Source organism: Paraburkholderia guartelaensis (assembly GCF_004353905.1).
In the GTDB taxonomy this organism is placed as follows: Bacteria; Pseudomonadota; Gammaproteobacteria; order Burkholderiales; family Burkholderiaceae; genus Paraburkholderia; species Paraburkholderia guartelaensis.
Window position 1 is genome coordinate 56,059 of the sequence record NZ_SMOD01000011.1, and the last position, 20,094, is coordinate 76,152.

Here is a 20,094-nt window from a genome sequence, read left to right on the forward strand (position 1 = left end):
ACCATGGACTACATCGACAGCCTGCGGATCTTCCGCTCCGTCGTCGAGGCGCGCAGCTTCACGCGCGCCGCGGACATGCACAGCCTCACCACGCCCGTCGTCTCGCGCGCCATCGCGCGCCTCGAAAAGCGCCTTGGCAGCCGGCTCTTTCATCGCAGCACGCGCGCGGTGTCGCTGACCGAGGCAGCCGAGCGCTTCTACGAAGGCTGCTGCCGCGTACTCGACGACCTCGACGCGCTGGAGGCCGACGCCACCGTGCAAACGCGTGAAGCGAGCGGCGTGCTGCGCCTGGTCGCGCACACCACGGCCACGGTCAATCGCCTCGTGCCGCTCATCGCCAGCTTCAAGCGCGCGCATCCCAAGGTGACGCTCGACGTGATCCTCACCGAGCGCCCCGTCGACCTGATCGCGGACGGCTACGATCTCGGCCTCGTGCTGCCCTTCATGCTCAACAACGAATCGACCGTCACGCGCCTGCTCGAGCGAATTCCGCTCGCGCTCGTCACGACGCCCGCGTATCTCGCAGCGCGTGGCACGCCGAAGCATCCCGCCGACCTCGCCGATCACGTGTTCGTGCCGATGCCGCCTTCCATGCGCAAGCCCTCGATCGCGTTTCGCGTGGGCGACGAGGAAGTCGTTGTGCCGTTGCACCACGAAATCGCCTCGAACAACCCCGAGTTCAACCGCGCGATGGTGCTGCAAGGCTTCGGCATTGGCATTCTCCCCACCGGGCTCGTGGGGGAGGAACTCGAGGCGGGCAAGCTCGTGACGGTGCTCGACGACTTCCCGCTCGTCGATATGCAGATCGAGATTCGCCTCGCCTACACCACGCGCACGCTGCTGCCGGCGAAGGTGCGCGCGTTCATCGACCACGCCACGGCGTTTTTCGACGATGTGACGCACGACGCGGCCCTGGAGGCGAAGGCTGATTGAAAGCTTGGCCGCGATTATTGTCGCCGCGGCCATAATGTGATGCCGTGCGTAAGGCTTGTTCGGGGCCTGATTGCCAACTACTCTGTGCATATGCACATCTACCAGTCACCCGAGCACGACGATTGTTTTGCCGTACGCCAGGCCGCGCGGCATCTGTCGCAGCTTTACGAGCGGCACTTGAGCGCGGCAGGACTCACGCCCACGCAGTTCAGCATTCTCGGAGCGCTGGGTCGTGCGTCGAGCCTCACGATGGCAGAACTCGGGCGCTCGATGGTGATGGAGCGTACCACGCTCGTGCGCGCCTTGCGGCCGCTGTTGCGCGGCGCGCTCGTGGCCGACGCGCCGGACCGCGGCGAACGACGCCGCCGCCTCGCGCTCACGCAAGCGGGCCGCACGCGCCTCGAAGCGGCGCACGACCACTGGCGCGCGGCGCAGGACGAATTCGAGCGCCGTTTTGGCGCACGACGCGCCGCGTGGCTGCGGCGCGAGCTGTTTCGCATCACACGGGCGGTTTAGTGTTTTCGGTTGGATTTGCGGGTTGCGTCGCGCTTGTTCCTATCGCGGCGTTTTTTTCATCTTTAGTAGTGTATATGCACAGGTAAACGTCATGTCGAGTCCTTCCACTTCCGTCGTGGTCGAGCCAGCGCAGGTGAGAGAGCGTACGCGCATCTCGCGCATGCGTCTCGCGCTAGGCGCGGTCGCTCTCGTGCTGGCGGCTGCCGCCGGCTACTGGTTCTTCGTGCTGCGCTTCGTCGAGACCACCGACGACGCCTATGTGGGCGGCAACGTCACCGTGATGGCGCCGCGCGTGAGCGGCTTCGTCGCCGAGATTCCCGTGCAGGACAACCAGCGCGTGCACGCGGGCCAGGTGTTGCTGCGTCTCGACTCGCGCGACTACGACGCGAAGCTCGCCCAGGCCAACGCGGAGCTTGCGAGTGCGCGTGCTGCTGTCGACGAGCTGCAGGCGCGGCGCACGTTGCAGGAAGCGGTGATCAATCAGCACCAGGCCGAAGTGCGCGCCTCGAATGCCGAACTCACGCGCAGCGGCCAGGACCAGACGCGCTACCGCGAGCTGGTGAAGGACGACGCGGTCTCGAACCAGCTGGTCGAGCGCGCGGATTCCGACTACGCGAAGGCGCAGGCGTCGGTTGCGCAAAGCGGCGCGGCGGTGCTGGCGGCGCAGCGTCAGCTCGACGTGCTGGCCGCACAGATCAACGACGCTCAGGCGCGTGTCGCAACGGCCGAGGCCAACCAGCGCCTCGCGCAACTGAACGTCGAGTACACGACCTTGACCGCGCCCGTGGATGGTTACATCGGCAATCGCACGGCGCGGGTGGGCACGCTTGCCAACGTGGGCGCGCCGCTGCTGACCGTGGTGCCCGCCACGGGCCTGTGGGTGGACGCGAACTTCAAGGAAGACCAGTTGAAGAAGATGCACGCGGGCGACCGCGCCGACGTGACGCTCGACGCGGCCAGCGGCACGCTGCACGGCACCGTGGAGAGCCTCGCGCCCGCCACCGGTGCGACCTTCAGCGTGCTGCCGCCCGAGAACGCCACGGGCAACTTCACGAAGATCGTGCAGCGCGTGCCGGTGCGCATCCGCATCGACGCGAATGCGCCGGCGGACCTGCAAGCCGCGCTGCGGCCTGGTCTTTCGGCGACCGTGAAAGTGCACCTCACGCAAGCGCATTGAAAAGGCCACTGCGATGAACGCCACCACAAACGTCGACCCGACACTCGCCCCGCATCTTCAACCGATGGCGCAACGCGCCTTCGCGTTCGCGCTGATGTGCATCGGCTTCTTCATGGCCACGCTCGACATCCAGATCGTCGCTTCGTCGCTGCGCGACATCGGCGGCGGTCTTTCCGCGAGCCAGGATGAGCTTTCATGGGTGCAAACGGCTTATCTGATTGCCGAGATCATGGTGATTCCCATGTCGGGCTGGCTCTCGAAGGTGTTCTCCACGCGCTGGCTCTTCGTGGCCTCCGCGGTGGGCTTCACTATCACGAGCATGTTGTGCGGCCTCGCCTGGGACATCAACTCGATGATCGTGTTTCGCGGCCTGCAAGGCGCACTCGGCGCGGCGATGATCCCCACCGTGTTCACCACGGCCTTTGTGCTCTTTCCCGGCAAGCAGCGTCTCGTTGCCTCCACGACGATCGGCGCGCTCGCCTCGCTCGCGCCCACGCTCGGGCCCGTGATCGGCGGCTGGATCACCGATCAATGGTCGTGGCATTGGCTCTTCTATCTGAACCTCGTGCCGGGTATTGCGGTGGCTGCGCTGGTGCCCAGGTACGTGAACATCGACAAGCCCGATCTTTCGCTGCTCAAACGTGGCGACTATCTCGGCATCGTGCTCATGTGCGGCTTCCTCGGCTGCCTCGAATACGTGCTCGAAGAAGGCCCGCGCAAGAACTGGTTCGGCGACGACGTGATCGTTGCCTGTACGTGGATCTCGGCGATCTGCGGCTTTCTCTTCATCGTTCACGCGCTCACGGCGAAGGATCCGATCGTCGATCTGCGCGCGCTGCTCGTACGCAACTTCGGCATTGGCAGTCTGCTTTCGTTTGTCACGGGCATCGGCATTTTCGTGGCCGTTTATCTCACGCCGCTCTTTCTCGCGGAAGTGCGCGGCTACAGTTCGCTGCAAATCGGCTTGTCGCTGCTTTCGGTGGGTGTGTTCCAGTTGCTCGCGCTTGGCGTCTACGCCTACGCCACGCGCTATTTCAGCATGCGCGCGCTGATGCTGTTCGGACTGGTCTGCTTCGGGTTTGGCTGCTACCTGTATGTGCCGCTCACGCACGACTGGGGCTGGCAGCAGTTCCTCGTGCCGCAGGCGCTGCGCGGCATTGGCCAGCAGTTCGCCATCCCGCCCATCGTCACGATGTCGCTCGGCTCGCTGCCGCCTTCGCGGCTCAAGTCGGCAAGCGGTCTCTTCAACCTCATGCGCAATCTGGGCGGCGCGATCGGCATCGCCGTGAGTGCGACGATGCTCAACGACCGGCTCAACTTCCACTATCTGCGCCTGAACGAGAGCGTGACCGCCGGCGCGCCGCAGGTGCAGTTGCTGCTGGCGGGCCGTACCGCGTACTGGTCGTCCGTGGCGGGCAACGCACTAGACGCCGCCGAAGCGGGGCTCGCGCAACTGCACGCACTGGTTCTGCGCGAGGCGCTCGTGATGACGTTCTCCGATACGTTCTTCGTGCTCTCGCTTTGCTTCCTGGTCGCCATTGCGAGCGTGGCGTTCTCAAAGCCGATTTCACTGGGTGGCCCGCCGCCCGACGCCCATTGAGGTGACCCATGAAAACTCCTGAACGCTCATCGACTCCCATGCGTCTCGTACTCTCGCTGCTTTCCGCCGCCGTGCTCGCCGCATGCGCGGTGCAGCCCGCGCAGCATCCCGACCTGCCCGCAACGGTACACGAAACGGCGCCTGTGGCATGGCGTATCGACGCGCCGCAGGACGCCATCGAAGCGCGCGCCTGGTGGGCGCAGTTCGGCGACCCGACGCTCGATACGCTGCTCGCTTCGGTGTTCGAAGGCAACCTCGACTTGCAGGCCGCCGCCGAGCGCGTGAAGCAGGCGCAATCGATCACGACGCAAAAGCACGCGGCGCTGCTGCCGCAACTCGACTTCACCGCGCATGGCGCTTATACGCGGCAGAACACGCCACCGCCGCTCGGCTATGTGAAGCAGGCAGGCGCGGGCCTCGCGTTGAGCTGGTCGCCCGACGTGTTCGGCGGCGAACGGCTCGACCTGCTCGCGGCGCAAGCGAACCTCGTGGGCCAGAAACATGCGCTCGATGCGGTGCGGCTCGCGCTGGCGGCGAATACGGCCTCGGCCTATGTCGATCTGCGCTATGCGCAGGCGGAATTGAAGATCCTGCAGGACAACCTGGAGATTCGCAAACACACCTTGCTGCTTACGCAAGACCGCCTGAAATATGGCCTTTCCACGCAACTGGACGTGGCGCGCGCACAAACGCAGCTAAGCGAACTGCAAGCACGCATTCCGCGTGCGCAGGCGAGCATTGATCATCAGTTGAACCTGATCGCGGTGTACACGGGTCGCACGCCGGAGTCCGTTGCGCAGCTCGCACTCGCGCAAACGGCGCCCATTCCTGGCGTGCCCGCGAGCGTGCCGCAGATGCTGCCTTCCGAAGCGCTGCTGCGCCGACCCGATGTGCAGGCCGCCTACGCCACCGTGCAGCAACGCGCGGCGGAAGTGGGCGTGGCGCGCGCCGAGCGCTATCCGAAGTTCACGCTCAATCTCACGGACGGCATTCTCGCGGCGTCCTACCTCGGCATGCCCACGCTCACGGATAACCTCTTTAGCGCGGCGATCGGCGCGACGAGCCCGATCTTCAACGCGGGGCGCATCACAGCCGACATCGACCAGAGCGAGAGCCGCATGCGCGAGTCGCAATTGAATCTGCAGGAGACCATGCTGCAGGCTTTGCGCGAAGTGGAGGATAGCCGCAGCGATCTCGTGAGCACGGCGAGCCAGACGCAACAGTTGAACGATGCGCTGGCTTCGTCGGCGCAATCGCTCAAGCTGGCCAACCAGCTCTACAAGGGCGGCGCCACGGACTTTCTCGACGTGCTGAGCGCGCAGCAAACCTTGCTCGCCGATCAGGACCTGCTCAACGATGCGCAGCGCGAGCGCGCGCAAGCGGCGGTGGCGCTCTACCGGTCGCTGGGCGGCGGATGGAGCCAGAGCGGCGACGTGGTGCTCGCGCAGGAAACGCCCGCGCACGGCGGCTGAACGGCAGGCTCGAAACGATGATCCCAGGCTCAAGCGCCCGAAGCCGTCTCGCGAGCCAGCGAGCGCCACTGCGCGGGCGTCATGCCCACGTGGCGCTTGAAGCCGCGCTGGAACGCGGCGTCCGACTGGTAGCCGACGAATTCGCCGATCTCGGCCACGCTGTCGTTGCTTTGCGCGAGCATGCGGCCTGCGAGCGTCATACGAATGTCGGTGAGCACGTCGGCGGCCGAGCGGCCGATGGCCTCGTCGAAGTGCCGCGCGAACGTCGCGCGCGACATGTGGCAAAGCTCGGCAAGCTCGGGCAGCGTCCAGGACTTGCTGGGCGCTTCGAACATGGCGTCGATGGCGGGTTGCAGGCGTGGGCGCTGCGCGAGCGCGAGCAGGCCGCGCGGCGGAGCGTCGCCGGCGCTCGCGTAGCGCAGCGTGAGCCCGAACAGCGCGCCCGACAGATGGTTCACGAGCGACTCGCTGCCCGGCGCCGCCTCATACGCTTCGTCGCGCAACAGCGCGATCAGGCGCACGAGACGTTCGGGGGCTTGCGTGCCGTCCCGCGCGCTATGCACGACGAGGCGCGCAGGCAGATTCTCGCGCAGCAGGCGCTGCGGCACGGCGGGCAGCAGGAAGCGGCCGCACAGGACGTCGGCAATGGCGCCGTCGCCCACATTGGTTTCGATGCTCACGCCGTTTTCCAACCGCTTGGCAACCGCGGCGGGCGCCGCGCCGCTGCCGTCGTGCAGCACGTGCGCGCTGCCCGAAGGAAACAGCACGATGTCGCCCGCATGGAGCGCGACGGGCGCGCCGTTCGCATCCTCGACGATGGCGCGCCCCGCAATCAGCACGTGATAGCGGATCTCGCGTTCCTTCGCAGCGGGGTCCTCGATGCGCCAGGGCGCGCCGAAATGGCAGCGCACGTCGAGGCGGCCGGCAACGGGCATCAGCGCGAGAAGGCGGCTCAGCAGATCCATGGTGGGCGAGTGAGACGATTGAGCATGAAGTCGCGCCATTCTGGCATTAAAAGCGCGATGGTGCGCGACTACACTGCAGCCATGCCATCGACGATGGCAGCGCGACACAGACACCCGCTCGCGACCATGCAACGTTAAAGGAGCAAAACATGTCCCGTCTTTCCGCCATCAAGCCTGAAGCCGCCACCGGCGCCGCCGCTGAAATCTTTGCAAAGATCCGCAAGGCCGTGGGCAAGGTGCCCAACGCCTACGCCACCATCGGCACGCATAGCCCCGAAGCGCTGGGCGCGCTGCTCAACATGGAGGCCGTGATCTCCGCCGGCACGCTGTCGAAGCCCGATATCGAAGCGATCAAGCTCGCGGTGAGCGAAGTGGCGGGTTGTGATTACTGTCTCGCGGCGCACACGCTGGCGGGCAAGTTCGCCGGGCTCGCGCCGGAAACGATGAAGGCGGTCCGCGCAGGAGAAGCGACCGGCGACGCGAAGCGCGACGCGCTCGTGCACTTCGTCCGCCTGCTGGTGAAGACGCACGGCACGGTGCCCGAAGCGGAAGTGAGCGCGATTCGCGAAGCCGGTTATACCGAGCGCCAGATCGTGGAAATCGCGCTCGCCGTGACGTCGATTACGTTCACGAACCTCGTGAACCGCATCAACGATACGACTCTGGATTTCCCGGCCGCACCGTAACGTAGCGGCAACGGTTTTACCACCCCGCGTGCGCTGGACACGACATCAATCGTGCCAGCGCACGCGAGCGCTTGTTCCACAAAAACGTTTGAAAGTGTGCATATGCATACATAGAATGTACATGGAACAGTGCACATCAAAGGAGAGTTGACCATGAGTACACGCGAGATCGTTTTGTGCCAGCCGGTGCGTACGGCAATTGGCGGATTCAACGGTGCGTTCAAGGGCGTTCCGGCCACGGAGCTAGGCGCAGCGGCGGTGCGCGAAACGCTCGCGCGCGCAAATCTCAACCCGGCGCGGCTCGGCTCCGTGGTGCTCGGCAACGTGATCCAGGCGGGCAACAAGATGAATCCCGCGCGCCAGGCCGAGCTTGGCGGCGGCGTGCCGGTTCAGGTGCCTGCGCTCACGGTGAACCGCGTGTGCGGCTCCGGCGCGCAGGCCGTTGCGAGCGCCGCGCAGGAAGTGATGCTGGGTCTTGCCGACGTCGCGCTCGCGGGCGGCATGGAGAACATGGACCGCGCGCCGTATCTGCTGGACGGCGGGCGGTGGGGCTATCGCATGGGCAACGCCGAGATTCACGACAGCATGCTGCGCGACGGTCTCGTCGATGCGTTTTCGGGCCAGCATTCGGGCTGGCATACGGAAGACCTCGTGACGCGGGCCGGGCTCACGCGTGCTGAACAGGACAACTGGGCCGCGCGTTCGCAGCAACGCTTTGCTGCCGCACAGGCCGCGGGGCGCTTCAAGGAAGAAATCGTCGCGGTGGAGATCAAGGGCAAGAAGGGCATGGAGCGCATCGATACCGACGAAGCGCCGCGCCCCGACACGACGCTCGAAGGGCTCGCGAAACTGCGTCCCGCGTTTCGCCCGGACGGCACGATCACGGCGGGCAACGCGCCCGGCCTGAACAGCGCGGCGAGCGCCATGCTCGTGGCCGAGCGCGGCTTTGCCGAATCCGAAGGCCTCGCGCCCATGGTCAGGCTCGTGGCGTGGGGCGTCGCGGCGGTGGAGCCGGGTATGTTCGGCCTTGGCCCCGTGCCCGCCGTGCAACTCGCGTTGGGGCGCGCCGGCTGGTCGCTGGGTGACGTCGAGCGCTTCGAGATCAACGAGGCATTCGCGGCGGTGCCGCTCGCGGTCATGAAGCAGCTTGGCATTCCCGAGGACATCGTGAACGTGGAAGGCGGCGCGATTGCGCATGGCCACCCCATCGGCGCGACGGGCGCGATTCTCACCACGCGCCTCGCGTGGTCGATGCAGCGCGACGGGTTGCGTCGCGGCGTCGTGACGCTTTGCATCGGCGGAGGCCAGGGTATCGCGCTCGCGCTCGAGAAAGTATGATGGCCGGGCCACGCGAGGCGCGTGGGGCTGAGATACGGACTGGGACACAGGTGGGGAACACGATGACGAAGCGGATCACACGCGAGGAATGCAACTGTTTTGCGCTGCGGCAGGCCGCGCGTTTCGTCACGCAGCTTTACGAGCGCCACCTCTCGCAGGCCGACGTGACGGCCGCGCAGTTCACCATCCTCTCTCGCCTCGCGGGACGGCCCGACGCCACGGCCGCCGAACTGTCCGACGACCTCGTGATGGATCGCACGACGCTCGTGCGGGCGCTGAAGCCGTTGCAACGTGACGGCCTCGTGCTCACGGCGGCGGCCGAACACGACACGCGCACGCTCGTCTACCGGCTGTCGGCTGCGGGCTTGCGGCGCTACGACAAGGCCCATGCGCTTTGGCTCGACGCACAGGCCGAGTTCGAGCAGCACATGAAGCGCGACCGCGCAAAGGCGCTCCGCAGCGAACTATTTGCACTGACGAAGGCTGCGGCGGGCTGACACTACACTTACGCAAGCACGCGTTTCGTAAGCCCCTGAGGCAAGGCGGTCACGCCAGAGATCAGATCTGGCGCGAAAATGGCATCATGAGAATTCCAGGAGTCTGACGCATTGCCGCCGGGTTCTCATGAGACGATATCGACCGCCGCCGCCCAATTTCCTGCGTGACCACGCGCATCCAGCCTGGCGCGATATCGCGTTGACTACGCTGCCCGTGGCCCTGTTCTGCGCGGTGGTGATCGGTGTTGTCTTCTGGCTCGTCGATCCGGCGCCGCCGCGCACGATCACGATCAGCGCGGGCCCCACCGACAGTTCCTTCATGCAAATGGCGCAAGCCTACCGCGCGATCCTCGCGCGCAATGGCGTGACGCTCAAGATCCTCGAATCGGACGGCTCGGTGCAGAACCTGCAGCGCCTGCTCGATCCGAAGCAGCACGTGGACCTCGCGTTCGTGCAGGGCGGCGTCGCCGACGGCATCGATACACGCTCGCTCATGTCGCTCGGCAGCGTGGCCTATTTGCCCATCGTCGTTTTCTATTACGGTTCGGGCCTCACGCGGCTGTCCGAACTCGACGGCAAGCGCATCGCCATTGGCCGCGTGGGCAGCGGCACGCGCGAGCTGGCGCTCAAGCTGCTCTCAGCGAACGGCATCGATCCCGGCGGAGACTCCACGTTCCTGCCGCTCGACGGCATGGATGCGGCCACGGCGCTCGTCTCCGGCCGCGTGGAGGCCGCGATGCTGAGCGGCGACTCGACCACGCGGGCGCTCATGCTGCGTTTGCTCGACATCCCCGGCATCTCCGTCATGAGCTTCGACGAAGCGGCCGCCTATACGCGGCTCTTTCCGTATCTGGAGAACGTCGACCTGCCGCCCGGCGTGCTCGATCTGCGCAGGCGGCAGCCACGCGAGACGGTGCACCTGATCGGCCCGACCGTCGAACTCGTCGCGCGCGATACGCTGCATCCCGCGCTCTCCGACCTGCTCATCGAAGCGGCGGGCGAGGTGAACGGCGCGCCCGGACTCCTGCAGCGCGAGGGCCAGTTTCCGAGCCCGGCGGTGCACGACTTTCGCGTGAGCGAGGACGCCACGCGCTACTACAAGTCGGGCAAGAGCTTTCTCTATCGCGCGCTGCCGTTCTGGCTCGCGAGCGTGACGGACCGTCTGCTCGTGCTGCTGCTGCCGTTGGCCGTGCTCGTGATTCCCGCGTTGCGCACGATACCGGCGCTGTACCGCTGGCGCGTACGCTCGCGCATTTATCGCTACTACGGTGCGCTCATCGCCATCGAGCGCGACGCGCGCATGCATACGAACGAAGAACAGCGACGTGCGTTGCTCGAAGAACTCGACGAGATCGAGCGCTCGCTCAATACGCTGCGCATGCCGCTCGCGTTCGCCGATGCGTTTTACGTGTTGCGCGAACACGTGGGTTTCGTGCGTATGCATTTGGGTGCAAACGAGTCGCAGTCACACTCCAGCGCGGTCTAATCCGTATTCACGATATTGTTACGCTCAACGTAGTTTTTGATCTCGTTGATGCAAGTCGCTTAATCGCAGTGCTGCAGCACGTCTTCGGTTGACACTGCGAGTCTCATCCCTTTATTTTTTTGTGGCCATGCCGTAGCGGCTTCGAGATTGTGAGGATCGCTTGAGGTTTGCGAATGTTCGATCCCTGCGCATTTCAGAACCATTGTTCGTAACCGGGAGGACCATAACGTGAAAACATCCGGTGCAAACCAGCGTCTTGCCTGGCTCGTGTGTGCCACACTCGCGGGCGCGCCGCTTTTCGTGGGTCCACTCGGGCCCACTGCCGCGCTTGCGCAGAACGCGGCGCATCTATCGAGCCAGCAGCTCGATTCGCTCACCGCGCCCATCGCGCTCTATCCCGACGCGTTGCTCGCGCAGGTCCTCATGGCCTCCACGTTCCCGCAAGACGTGTCCGCCGCCGCCGCGTGGTCGAAGTCCAACCCTAACCTCAAGGGCGACGATGCGGTGAAGGCCGTGGCCTCCCAGCCTTGGGACCCGAGCGTGCAGTCGCTCGTGGCGTTTCCGCAGGCGCTCGCCACCATGGCTTCGAAGCCAGAGTGGGTTCAGCAAATCGGCGATGCTTTTCTCGCGCAGCCCAACGACGTGATGGATTCCGTGCAGCGCCTGCGCGCGCAGGCGCAGAAGGCGGGCAACCTCAAGTCCAATGAGCAGCAGAAGGTCGTGGTGCAGCCGGCCTCGAGTACGTCGACCACGCAAACCATCGTGATCGAGCCGGCCAATCCGCAAGTGGTCTACGTGCCGACGTATAACCCGACGGTGGTCTATGGCGCGTGGCCGTATCCGGCCTACCCGCCTGTGTACATGCCGCCGCCTCCGGGCTATGCCATGGCCACCGCCTTTGTGGGCGGGCTTGCGTTCGGTGCGGGCGTGGCGGTCGCGAACTCGCTGTGGGGCGGGGTCAACTGGGGCACCAACAATGTCAACGTCAACGTCAATCGCTACAACAACATCAACGTCAATAACCGCATCAACACGACCAACGCCACGCAGAACTGGAATAGCAACGCCAACGTCCAGCGTCGGCAGCAGAACATCAACAACGCGAATCTCAACGGACAGCGCGGCCAGTACCGCGGCTATGATCAGTCCCGCACGCAGGCCATGCAGACCTTGCAGAACCGCACTGGCCAGAACATGAGCGGCAGTGCGCAACAGAGATACCAGGGCATCGAGCAAGGCGGCCGGCCGAACGCAAACGGCGGCAACGCGGCGAACGCCAATCGCGGCAACGAACTGAACAATCGCGCCCAGAATGGCGCGCAAAACGCCAACCGTGGCAACGAGTTGAACAATCGCGGGCAGAACGGCGCGCAAAACGCGAACCGTGCGAACGATCTCAACAACCGGGCGCAGAGCATGAATCGCGACAACGCGTTACGCGGCGCAGGCGACGGCGCCAATGCGCGGCTCGAACAACAACGCGGCCAGCAAAGCCGCGAAGCGTTCCAGAGCCATGGCGGCTTCAACGGCGGTGGTGGTGGTGGTGGCGGGTTCGGCGGTGGCGGCGGAGGTGGCGGACGTCACATCGGCCGTCGATAACGTTGAACATCATGAGGAGTCTAAAAATGATCCGCATTTCCGCACGCCGCCTGCCGCACGACTACGCGCTCGCACTTGGTACGGCACTCGCGCTCTTTGGCGCGCCCGCGCTGCTGCCCGCCCAGTTCGGCGGCGCCGCCGTCTACGCGCAAGCCGTCTTCGCCACGCCCGAAGCGGCCGCGAACGCGTTCACCGATGCACTCGCCACCAACGACCAGGGCGCCATGAAGCACGTGCTCGGCAACGACTTCACCGCCTTCATCCCAACGCAAAACATCGGTCAGGACGATATCGACGACTTCCTTGGCGCCTGGGCGAAGGGCCATCGCGTCGTACCCGACGCCACGCCGGTTGCCGGCAAGGCGAGCGCTCATGTCGAGGTGGGCGACAGTGGCTGGACGCTGCCCATCCCTATCGTGCAGTCGGGCAAAGGCTGGCATTTCGACCCGCGTGAAGGCGCAAGCGAAATTCTCACGCGCCGGATCGGCCGCAACGAGCGGGCTGCCATGCTCTCCTCGCTCGCCTACGTCGACGCGCAGAACGACTATCGCAAGCTCACGCAGCACTATGCGCAGCGCCTCGTGAGCACACCGGGCACGCACGACGGTTTGTACTGGCCGGTCGAGCCGGGTGAGACCGAAAGTCCGCTCGGACCGCTCGCCTCGACCATGCCGGGTAACGCGAAGATCACGCCGACCGAGGGGTATCACGGCTATCACTTCCGCATTCTCACCGCGCAGGGACCGCACGCCAGCGGCGGTGCGCGCAGCTATCTCGAGAACGGGAATCTGAGCGGCGGTTTTGCGCTCGTGGCCTGGCCGGCGCAGTACGGCAAGACAGGTGTGATGAGCTTCATCATCAACCAGGACGGCCAGCTTTATCAGAAGAACCTCGGGCCGAACAGCGCGCATACGGCAGAAGCGATCAAGGCATTCGATCCCGACTCGTCCTGGCAGGCCACCACACCCTGATCGGCGATCCGCCGTCCGTCGGATGGCATGATTTCCGACGTTGTTCTCTAACGGACGCCTCACACGGAATTCGGGCACAATCAAGCCACGGCGATGTGGCTGTCGCCCGATGCGGGCTTTGGCCAACGGAAGCGGAGGAGTCGGGCATACGGATTGCTCAATCTTCCCCGCACTCTCATTCGTGTGGAGATAACCAAATGCAACGACGCAACTTCATGCTAACGGCGGCGGTGACCCTTGCCTCGGGCGGTCTCACGCTCGCGGGCTGCACCACCACGACGAATTCGAATTCCACGGCGTCGCAGAACATGTCCAAGCGGCAGTCGATCGACGCGTCCGTGGACGGCACGCTCTCGCGGCTGTATTCGACCGTCAAAGGCTCGCACGAACTGCTCGCGAAGTCGCGCGGCGTGCTGGTGTTCCCCGAAGTGCTGCAGGCCGGCTTCATCGTCGGCGCGCAGTATGGCGAGGGCGCGTTGCGCGTGGGCGGCGCGACGGTCGGCTACTACAGCACGGCGTCGGGCTCGTTCGGCCTGCAGGCCGGCGCTCAGTCGAAGGCGCTCATCTTCGCCTTCATGACGCAGGATGCGCTCGACAAATTCCGCGCGACGGATGGCTGGGCAGCGGGCGCCGACGCCTCGGTCGCGCTCGTGACCGTGGGCGCGAATGGCGTCGTCGACACCAACACGGCCACGCACCCGGTGGAAGCCTTCGTGCTGACCAACGCGGGCCTGATGGCCGACGTCTCGCTGGCGGGCACCAAGGTCACGCGTCTGAACATCTGATAGGCGCGCTCCGGTAAAAAGCGCCGGATCATGTAAAAAGGGCAAGGCGATCAAGCCTTGCCCTTCGTCATTTCTGCGCGGCCCGAACTGGCGCCGTCGCGTACGGCCTCAGCAGCCCGTGTTCTTCACACGCTCGACTTCGAGGCCGAACCACGGGCGCAGCTTCGTGCCGAGCACATTGCCCGCAAACGCGCACACGAGCCACAGCCATCCGTGCAGGCTGCCCGAGACGATGCCGCTGAAATACGCGCCGATATTGCAGCCGTAAGCGAGGCGCGCGCCATAGCCGAGCAGCAGCCCGCCGATCACGGCCGCCACGAGCGAGCGCAGCGGAATGCGCCACACCGGCGCGTAGCGGCCCGCGAGCGAGGCCGCCGCCATGGCGCCGAGCACGATGCCGATGTCCATGACCGTGGTGACGTCGTGGCTTGCCGGGGCGGCGAGCGCGGCGGCGTTCGGGCCGGCCATCCAGTACTTCCAGCTCGCCACGTCGATGCCGAGCGTTGCGAAGCCCTTCGCGCCCCACAGCGCGAATGCCGAGGTCACGCCCCAGGGGCGGCCCGAGAGCGCGAGCGTCGCGAAATTGAGGATCGCGAGCGCGACCGCGCCGGCGAGCAGCGGCCACGGGCCATGCAGCCACGGTGAGGTGTGCGGCGCGCGCGGCTCGTTGACGAGGCGGCCGTGGCGGCGCTTTTCGACGACCACGGTGAGCGCGGCAATGAGCGCGAACACGACGAGGTTCAGCGCGATGGCCGGCGCGGCGCCGAGCGCGTTCACGAACGAGAACGGCTTCAATTGCGGCATCGACGTCCAGAACGGCATGTGCGCCGTGGCGACGACGGAGCCCACGATAAAGGCGATGAGCGTCACGACCATGCGCGTGCTGCCGCCACCCACGGTATAGAGCGTGCCCGAGGCGCAGCCGCCGCCCAGTTGCATGCCGACACCGAACATGAACGCGCCGACGATGACCGACGTGCCCGCGGGCGAAACGAGGCCCGTGACCGGATGGCCGAAGAGCGTTCCTGCCGCGAGCGCGGGGAAGAAAAGCAGCACGCCGATAGCGAGCATGACCATCTGCGCGCGCAGGCCGGCGCCGCGCCCGTCGGCGATGAATACGCGCCACGCGGAGGTGAAGCCGAACGCCGCGTGATAGAGCGTCATGCCGAGCAGCGCGCCGACGACATAGAGCGCCGCCTGACGCCCGCTCACGGTCTGCGCGAGATACACCGCGCCGAGCGCGACGAGCAACAGCGCGATGCCTAGCGGCTTGGGATTGATGGAGTCGAGTCGGCGCGGCGCGCGCGCAAGCGGCGTGGAGAGATCGGACATGGGAGCGGGGCAGTCTGGAAAAGCTGCCAGGAAAAACAATCGGCGAAAGCAAAACGATAGCACGAATCGCAATCTGGACCGACCGAGCCCCCAGGCCCGCTTTTCGCGACCCGCAGCGAGCCGCGAGAAAGCGCCGTAAAGCCCGTCCGGACGGGGTTTTCCCAGACATTGGGACGCAGCGTGCCAAACCCCGCGAAGCCCTGCGCTCATCATGGATTTCCCCTATGCAGCGCCGCGCCCCGTCTGCCGTTACGCGAGACGAGGTGCGAAGGCGCGTCGGGCCGCGCGGATTCGCACTGGCTACAAGATAAAAAACGCAACGGAGACCTCATGCTGGGAAACATCACCATTCGCGGCGGGCTAACGCTCGTCATCGGTATCTTCGTCGCGTTTCTGCTGACGGTGATCGGCGTGTCGTATGGCGCGCTCAAGATCACCAATGACAGCCTGCGCGACGCCCAGCGCGGCGCGCAGTCGCTCGACGCCCTCAAGACCAGCTCGGAACGCCTGCTCCAGGTACGCCTCGCGCTCGGCGGCTACGAGACGCTCTTCAGCGTCGGCAAGGCCACGGACGGCTTGCTCGACAAGGCGCACCAGGTGCTCGTGGATTCGAACAAGGAATTCGCGCGCTACAGCGCCGGTCCGTTCGAGGACCCCGACGAGGCGCGCCTCGCCCAGGCCGTGAGCAGCGCGCGCGAGGCGCTCGTCTCGCAGGCGCTCGAGCCCGAGTACAAGTCGCTCGTCGACAACGATTTCAACACCTTCCGCACGATCCAGGGCGAGACCGCCGACCGCTACTACGGCGCCTACGCGAAGGCGATCGAAGCGCTCGAGAGCTGGCAGGCCGCGCGCCAGCAGCAGGACGCCGACACCGCCGCGCAGCGCTTTCGCCTGTCGCTCATCGTGTTCGGCCTGATCGGCGTGGTGGGTGTGGCGATCGGCGTGTTCGCGCGCGTCGGGCTTGCCGCCGCCGTGGTCAAGCCGGTGAACCATGCGATTCGTCATTTCGAGCGCATCGCCGCGGGCGACCTCACGGTGGACGTGCGGGTGCGCTCGAAGAACGAAATGGGTCAGCTGCTGGGCGCGCTGCAGACCATGCGCGACGGCCTCGTGGGCACCGTCTCGCGCGTGCGCGGCAGCACGCACGAAATCACGCAGGGCGCGAAGCAGATCGCGTCGGGCAACGTCGATCTCTCGGATCGCACGGCGCAGCAGGCGGCGGCGCTCGAAGAAACGGCGGCGAGCATCGAGGAGCTTTCGGCGGCGGTGCGCCAGAACACGGACGGTGCGAAGGAGGCGAGCGGGCTCGCCCAGACCGCGCTCGAAACGGTCACGCGCGGCGCCGACGTGGTGGCCCGCGTGAACGCGACGATGAGCGACATCACGGCCTCGTCGCAGAAGGTGGAGGAGATCACCGGCATCATCGAGGGCATTGCGTTCCAGACCAACATCCTCGCGCTCAACGCGGCGGTGGAGGCGGCGCGCGCGGGCGAGCAGGGCCGCGGCTTCGCGGTCGTGGCGAGCGAGGTGCGCAGCCTCGCGCAGCGCTCGGGCACGGCGGCCAAGGAGATCAAGGAGCTGATCGCGGCCTCGGCGGCGACCGTCGGCGCGGGCGCGCGCCTCGTGGAAGACGCGCGCCGAACCATGGACGAGGCGCGCAGTGCGGTGGCGCGCGTGAGCGGGATCATGAGCGAGATCGAAACCGCGACGCACGAGCAGAGCGACGGCATCGAGCAGGTGAACCGCGCGATTGCGCAGATCGACGAGGTCACGCAGCGTAACGCGGCACTCGTGGAGGAAGCGGCGGCGGCCGCGCAGTCGCTCGAATCGCAGGCCGATTTGCTGCGCGAGGCCGTGGCCGTGTTCAATCTGGGCGGCGCGGCGCAGGCAGGTGCGCGCCCGGCGCAAGCCGCTGCGGCGGACGCGCGAGCCGCCCGCGGGAGCGCGCCGGCGCTGGCCTGAGCCAGCCGTTGCGGGTTGTCCTTGCCGTTGCAAGGACAACTTCCGGCCGTTTTAACCTGAGGTTATACCCCGCGCGCAATTCGCAATTGAGTTCCCCATCGTTCCCGGCGAGACTGGCGGCATAGGCCGTCAGGGTTTGGCCGTCAGCGAAAGAGAACAACGGATCATGCGAGTTTGTGTTTTGGGCGGTGGGGTGATTGGCGTGAGCACGGCATACGCGCTCGCCCGCGATGGACACGAAGTCACGCTCGTCGAGCGCCATGCCGATGTGGCGCGCGAGACGAGCCACGCCAATGGCGGCCAGCTCAGTTACAGCTACGTCGCGCCGCTCGCGGACCCCTCCGTGCTGCCCAAGCTGCCGCAATGGCTCTTCTCGCGCGACGCCGCGCTGCGTTTCGTGCCGCGGCTCGATCCGCACCAATGGCGCTGGTGCGCCGCGTTCCTGCGTGCCTGCACGCGCGCGCGCAGCCGCGCGACCACGGCCGAACTGCTCGGCCTCGGTTTTCTGAGCCAGCGGCTCATGCACGAGGTGGTCGAGCGCGAAGCGCTGTCATTCGACTACGTGCGCAACGGCAAGCTCGTGGTGTATCGCGACGAGGAAGGGTTTGCGGGTGCGCGCCGCCAGGCGCAATACCAGGAGAAACTCGGCTGCGTGCAGCACGCGCTCGACGGCGCGGCGTGCGTCGCGCTCGAACCTGCGCTTGCGCATATCGGCGCAGAGATCGTGGGCGGCATTTACACGCCAGGCGAAGAGGCCGCCGACTGCGATCAGTTCACGCGCGGCCTTGCACGCGCGGCGCAGCGCGACGGCGTGAATCTGCAACTTGCCACCGAGTTCTCCGGACTGCGAACGAAAGGGCTGCGAGTGCTCGCCGCGCAGACCTCGCAGGGTGACATCGAAGCCGACGCTTTCGTGGTGTGCCTGGGTTTCCAGAGCCAGCCGATGCTCGCCGCGCTCGGCGTGCACGTGCCCGTGTATCCGCTCAAGGGCTACAGCCTCACGCTCCCCAGCGCGAACGCACAAGGCGCGCCGCGCGTCTCGGTCACGGATGCGCATCACAAGGTCGTCTACGCTCCGCTCGGCGAGCGGCTGCGCATCGCAGGCATGGTCGATCTCACGGGCATGAACCCGCACGCCGACGACGCCCGCATCGCGCTGCTCACGCGCCAGGCGCGCGAAACCTTCCCCAACGCCGGCGACTACGACGCCATGCAGACGTGGACCGGCATGCGTCCCGCAACGCCGGACAGCAAGCCTGTGATTGGCGCCACGCACTTTCGCAACCTGTGGCTCAACACGGGGCACGGCGCGCTCGGCTTCACGCTTGCGCTCGGCAGCGCGCAACTGCTCGCCGACTTGCTGGCGGAGCGCGAGTTGCCGATCGACGGCGACGCCTTCGCGCCGGGTCGCTGATCCGGCTCGTTGATTCGCCAGCGCGGCGTTACTGCAGCGTCGCGCCTTCCTCGCGCACGACCACGCTCGTGCGTCCGTCGATGCTCACCGGCACTTCGCCGCGCACGGTCGCGCGCCGGACGACGCGTCGCGCGTCGCCGTAGTCGTTGATCGCGTAGTGCTGCGTGGCGCGGTTGTCCCAGATCGCGACGTCGCCTTCCTGCCAGTTCCAGCGCACCGTGTTTTCGAGCCGCGTGACGTGCTCGTGGAACACCTGCAGCAGATGCGCCGAATCGGACGACGAAAGACCCTTGAGCCGCTGCACGAAGTGGCCGAGCACGAGCGTGCGTTCGCCCGTTTCCGGATGCACGCGCACCACGGGATGTTCGGTTTCGTAGAGCTTCGACGTGAAGACTTCGCGGTAGCGCTTGAGCTGCGCGTTGTCCGCGTTCGTGTGCGTGGACGCGTAGTCGTAGGCGTTGGTGTGGAGCGCCCAGAGCGTGTCGGCGAGCGCGCGCAGCGGCTCGGGCAGTTGCGCGTACGCGGCGGCCGTATTGGCCCACACCGTGTCGCCGCCAAATGGCGGAATCACCACGGCGCGCAGGATCGAGACTTTCGGGTAGGCGTCGACGAAGGTGACGTCGGTATGCCACGAGTTGGCGCGCGCGCCGTGCAGCGAATCGAGTTCCAGCAGGCTGCCGCCTTCCACCGAGGGCACCGTAGGGTGCGCGACCGTCTCGCCGAAGCGCCGCGCGAAGGCTTCCTGCGCAGTATCGTCGAGATGCTGCTGGCCACGGAAGAACAGCACTTTGTGACGCAGCAGGGCGGCGTTGATCGCGTCGAACGTGGCGCTGTCGAGATCGGCGTGAAGACGCACACCGTCGATGCGCGCCCCAATGCGGCCCGCGACTTGATGGAGGTCGAGCGCGATATCGGCGTGTTGCCTGGTGCCGGCATGCAGATGCGCAGACGGATCGGAAACGGCGGGGCGCTGCGTTTGAACGTCGGACATCGAAAGTCTCCTCGGCTGGACGTGGAACGCCCATTCAAGCAGGCTTGCGCCGCGAGAAGAACTGACGATTTCTGCGAAGCTATGCGCGCGGTGGCGCGCTATGGATAGCTGCGTGTGTGATTAGCATGCACCAAAAGAAAATGACGCAGACCCGCGAGGGAATGCGTCATTCACAAGATGCTGCAAGGTACAGCTTCTTTACTGCATGTTCGTTGGTAGGCTCGATTGGATTCGAACCAACGACCCCCACCATGTCAAGGTGGTGCTCTAACCAACTGAGCTACGAGCCTGTCGAGGCGCGAATTATAGAGACACTCGCGCGCGCTTGCAAGCGCTTTTCTCGAATCGGGCGAAACGCCGTGTTTTCGGG

At 66.1% G+C, this 20,094-nt stretch carries 17 protein-coding genes and 1 tRNA gene; 14 read left to right on the top strand and 4 right to left on the bottom strand.

The genetic code is table 11. The features are described 5' to 3' along the window. Positions 1-3 precede the first annotated feature (3 nt). The 5 genes from E1N52_RS16225 to E1N52_RS16245 all read left to right on the top strand — a co-directional run bounded on the left by E1N52_RS16225 (position 4) and on the right by E1N52_RS16245 (position 5,698). The gene (locus E1N52_RS16225; protein ID WP_133183775.1) at positions 4-933 is read left to right on the top strand and encodes a LysR family transcriptional regulator; all 930 of its coding nucleotides are present in this window, start codon (positions 4-6) and stop codon (positions 931-933) included. Between the two features lie 90 nt (positions 934-1,023). After that, positions 1,024-1,449, top strand: coding sequence for a MarR family winged helix-turn-helix transcriptional regulator (locus E1N52_RS16230; RefSeq protein ID WP_133183918.1), 426 nt, complete (start codon positions 1,024-1,026; stop codon positions 1,447-1,449). A 91-nt stretch (positions 1,450-1,540) separates the two neighbouring features. Then, on the top strand, positions 1,541-2,626 hold the full coding sequence (locus E1N52_RS16235) for an HlyD family secretion protein (RefSeq protein ID WP_133183776.1): 1,086 nt from the start codon (positions 1,541-1,543) through the stop codon (positions 2,624-2,626). Between the two features lie 64 nt (positions 2,627-2,690). Then, complete coding sequence (locus E1N52_RS16240; protein WP_133183919.1) at positions 2,691-4,226, top strand: DHA2 family efflux MFS transporter permease subunit; 1,536 nt, start codon at positions 2,691-2,693, stop codon at positions 4,224-4,226. A gap of 38 nt (positions 4,227-4,264) precedes the next feature. Continuing rightward, positions 4,265-5,698 carry an efflux transporter outer membrane subunit gene (locus E1N52_RS16245; RefSeq protein ID WP_133183920.1) on the top strand — a complete coding sequence of 478 codons (1,434 nt, stop codon included), beginning with the start codon at positions 4,265-4,267 and terminating at the stop codon, positions 5,696-5,698. Positions 5,699-5,727: 29 nt separating this feature from the next. On the opposite strand, the gene E1N52_RS16250 is transcribed toward E1N52_RS16245, so the two are convergent. Then, the gene (locus tag E1N52_RS16250; RefSeq protein ID WP_133183777.1) at positions 5,728-6,663 is read right to left on the bottom strand and encodes an AraC family transcriptional regulator; all 936 of its coding nucleotides are present in this window, start codon (positions 6,661-6,663) and stop codon (positions 5,728-5,730) included. A gap of 149 nt (positions 6,664-6,812) precedes the next feature. On the opposite strand from E1N52_RS16250, the gene E1N52_RS16255 reads away from it, so the two are divergent. The 7 genes from E1N52_RS16255 (at position 6,813) to E1N52_RS16285 (ending at position 14,025) form a co-directional block, all read left to right on the top strand. Then, the gene (locus tag E1N52_RS16255; protein ID WP_133183778.1) at positions 6,813-7,349 is read left to right on the top strand and encodes a carboxymuconolactone decarboxylase family protein; all 537 of its coding nucleotides are present in this window, start codon (positions 6,813-6,815) and stop codon (positions 7,347-7,349) included. A 153-nt stretch (positions 7,350-7,502) separates the two neighbouring features. Beyond that, on the top strand, positions 7,503-8,687 hold the full coding sequence (locus E1N52_RS16260; RefSeq protein ID WP_133183779.1) for a thiolase family protein: 1,185 nt from the start codon (positions 7,503-7,505) through the stop codon (positions 8,685-8,687). Positions 8,688-8,749: 62 nt separating this feature from the next. Then, the gene (locus E1N52_RS16265) at positions 8,750-9,184 is read left to right on the top strand and encodes a MarR family winged helix-turn-helix transcriptional regulator (RefSeq protein WP_028207940.1); all 435 of its coding nucleotides are present in this window, start codon (positions 8,750-8,752) and stop codon (positions 9,182-9,184) included. 127 nt (positions 9,185-9,311) lie between these two features. Then, positions 9,312-10,670, top strand: a complete 1,359-nt coding sequence (locus E1N52_RS16270) for a TAXI family TRAP transporter solute-binding subunit (protein WP_133183780.1) — start codon at positions 9,312-9,314, stop codon at positions 10,668-10,670. Positions 10,671-10,898: 228 nt separating this feature from the next. Beyond that, on the top strand, positions 10,899-12,269 hold the full coding sequence (locus E1N52_RS16275) for a DUF3300 domain-containing protein (protein ID WP_133183781.1): 1,371 nt from the start codon (positions 10,899-10,901) through the stop codon (positions 12,267-12,269). Between the two features lie 26 nt (positions 12,270-12,295). After that, positions 12,296-13,240 carry a DUF2950 domain-containing protein gene (locus E1N52_RS16280; protein WP_133183782.1) on the top strand — a complete coding sequence of 315 codons (945 nt, stop codon included), beginning with the start codon at positions 12,296-12,298 and terminating at the stop codon, positions 13,238-13,240. 197 nt (positions 13,241-13,437) lie between these two features. Next, a complete protein-coding gene (locus tag E1N52_RS16285) occupies positions 13,438-14,025 on the top strand; it encodes a BPSL1445 family SYLF domain-containing lipoprotein (RefSeq protein ID WP_133183783.1) in 588 nt (195 codons plus the stop codon). 108 nt (positions 14,026-14,133) lie between these two features. Here the strand turns inward: E1N52_RS16285 and E1N52_RS16290 are convergent, their stop codons facing one another. After that, on the bottom strand, positions 14,134-15,357 hold the full coding sequence (locus tag E1N52_RS16290; RefSeq protein ID WP_133183784.1) for a YeeE/YedE family protein: 1,224 nt from the start codon (positions 15,355-15,357) through the stop codon (positions 14,134-14,136). A 330-nt stretch (positions 15,358-15,687) separates the two neighbouring features. Between E1N52_RS16290 and E1N52_RS16295 the strand changes: the two genes are divergently transcribed. Together E1N52_RS16295 and E1N52_RS16300 are read left to right on the top strand one after the other, a co-directional pair. After that, positions 15,688-17,319, top strand: coding sequence for a methyl-accepting chemotaxis protein (locus E1N52_RS16295; protein WP_133183785.1), 1,632 nt, complete (start codon positions 15,688-15,690; stop codon positions 17,317-17,319). Positions 17,320-17,485: 166 nt separating this feature from the next. After that, positions 17,486-18,733, top strand: coding sequence for a D-amino acid dehydrogenase (locus E1N52_RS16300; protein ID WP_133183786.1), 1,248 nt, complete (start codon positions 17,486-17,488; stop codon positions 18,731-18,733). Positions 18,734-18,761: 28 nt separating this feature from the next. Here E1N52_RS16300 and E1N52_RS16305 read toward each other — a convergent pair whose 3' ends face one another. Together E1N52_RS16305 and E1N52_RS16310 are read right to left on the bottom strand one after the other, a co-directional pair. Then, positions 18,762-19,724, bottom strand: coding sequence for a TauD/TfdA dioxygenase family protein (locus tag E1N52_RS16305; protein WP_133183787.1), 963 nt, complete (start codon positions 19,722-19,724; stop codon positions 18,762-18,764). 213 nt (positions 19,725-19,937) lie between these two features. Beyond that, a tRNA-Val gene (locus E1N52_RS16310) sits at positions 19,938-20,014 on the bottom strand. Positions 20,015-20,094 lie beyond the last annotated feature (80 nt).

Bases quoted from the DNA above. Each gene is read 5' to 3' on its own strand.
- E1N52_RS16305 (WP_133183787.1), bottom strand. From the start codon at position 19,724: ATGTCCGACGTTCAAACGCAGCGCCCCGCCGTTTCCGATCCGTCTGCG.
- E1N52_RS16245 (WP_133183920.1), top strand. From the start codon at position 4,265: ATGCGTCTCGTACTCTCGCTGCTTTCCGCCGCCGTGCTCGCCGCATGC.
- E1N52_RS16265 (WP_028207940.1), top strand. From the start codon at position 8,750: ATGACGAAGCGGATCACACGCGAGGAATGCAACTGTTTTGCGCTGCGG.
- E1N52_RS16280 (WP_133183782.1), top strand. From the start codon at position 12,296: ATGATCCGCATTTCCGCACGCCGCCTGCCGCACGACTACGCGCTCGCA.
- E1N52_RS16225 (WP_133183775.1), top strand. From the start codon at position 4: ATGGACTACATCGACAGCCTGCGGATCTTCCGCTCCGTCGTCGAGGCG.
- E1N52_RS16235 (WP_133183776.1), top strand. From the start codon at position 1,541: ATGTCGAGTCCTTCCACTTCCGTCGTGGTCGAGCCAGCGCAGGTGAGA.
- E1N52_RS16300 (WP_133183786.1), top strand. From the start codon at position 17,486: ATGCGAGTTTGTGTTTTGGGCGGTGGGGTGATTGGCGTGAGCACGGCA.
- E1N52_RS16250 (WP_133183777.1), bottom strand. From the start codon at position 6,663: ATGGATCTGCTGAGCCGCCTTCTCGCGCTGATGCCCGTTGCCGGCCGC.
- E1N52_RS16295 (WP_133183785.1), top strand. From the start codon at position 15,688: ATGCTGGGAAACATCACCATTCGCGGCGGGCTAACGCTCGTCATCGGT.
- E1N52_RS16255 (WP_133183778.1), top strand. From the start codon at position 6,813: ATGTCCCGTCTTTCCGCCATCAAGCCTGAAGCCGCCACCGGCGCCGCC.
- E1N52_RS16270 (WP_133183780.1), top strand. From the start codon at position 9,312: ATGAGACGATATCGACCGCCGCCGCCCAATTTCCTGCGTGACCACGCG.
- E1N52_RS16240 (WP_133183919.1), top strand. From the start codon at position 2,691: ATGGCGCAACGCGCCTTCGCGTTCGCGCTGATGTGCATCGGCTTCTTC.
- E1N52_RS16290 (WP_133183784.1), bottom strand. From the start codon at position 15,357: ATGTCCGATCTCTCCACGCCGCTTGCGCGCGCGCCGCGCCGACTCGAC.
- E1N52_RS16230 (WP_133183918.1), top strand. From the start codon at position 1,024: ATGCACATCTACCAGTCACCCGAGCACGACGATTGTTTTGCCGTACGC.
- E1N52_RS16285 (WP_133183783.1), top strand. From the start codon at position 13,438: ATGCAACGACGCAACTTCATGCTAACGGCGGCGGTGACCCTTGCCTCG.
- E1N52_RS16260 (WP_133183779.1), top strand. From the start codon at position 7,503: ATGAGTACACGCGAGATCGTTTTGTGCCAGCCGGTGCGTACGGCAATT.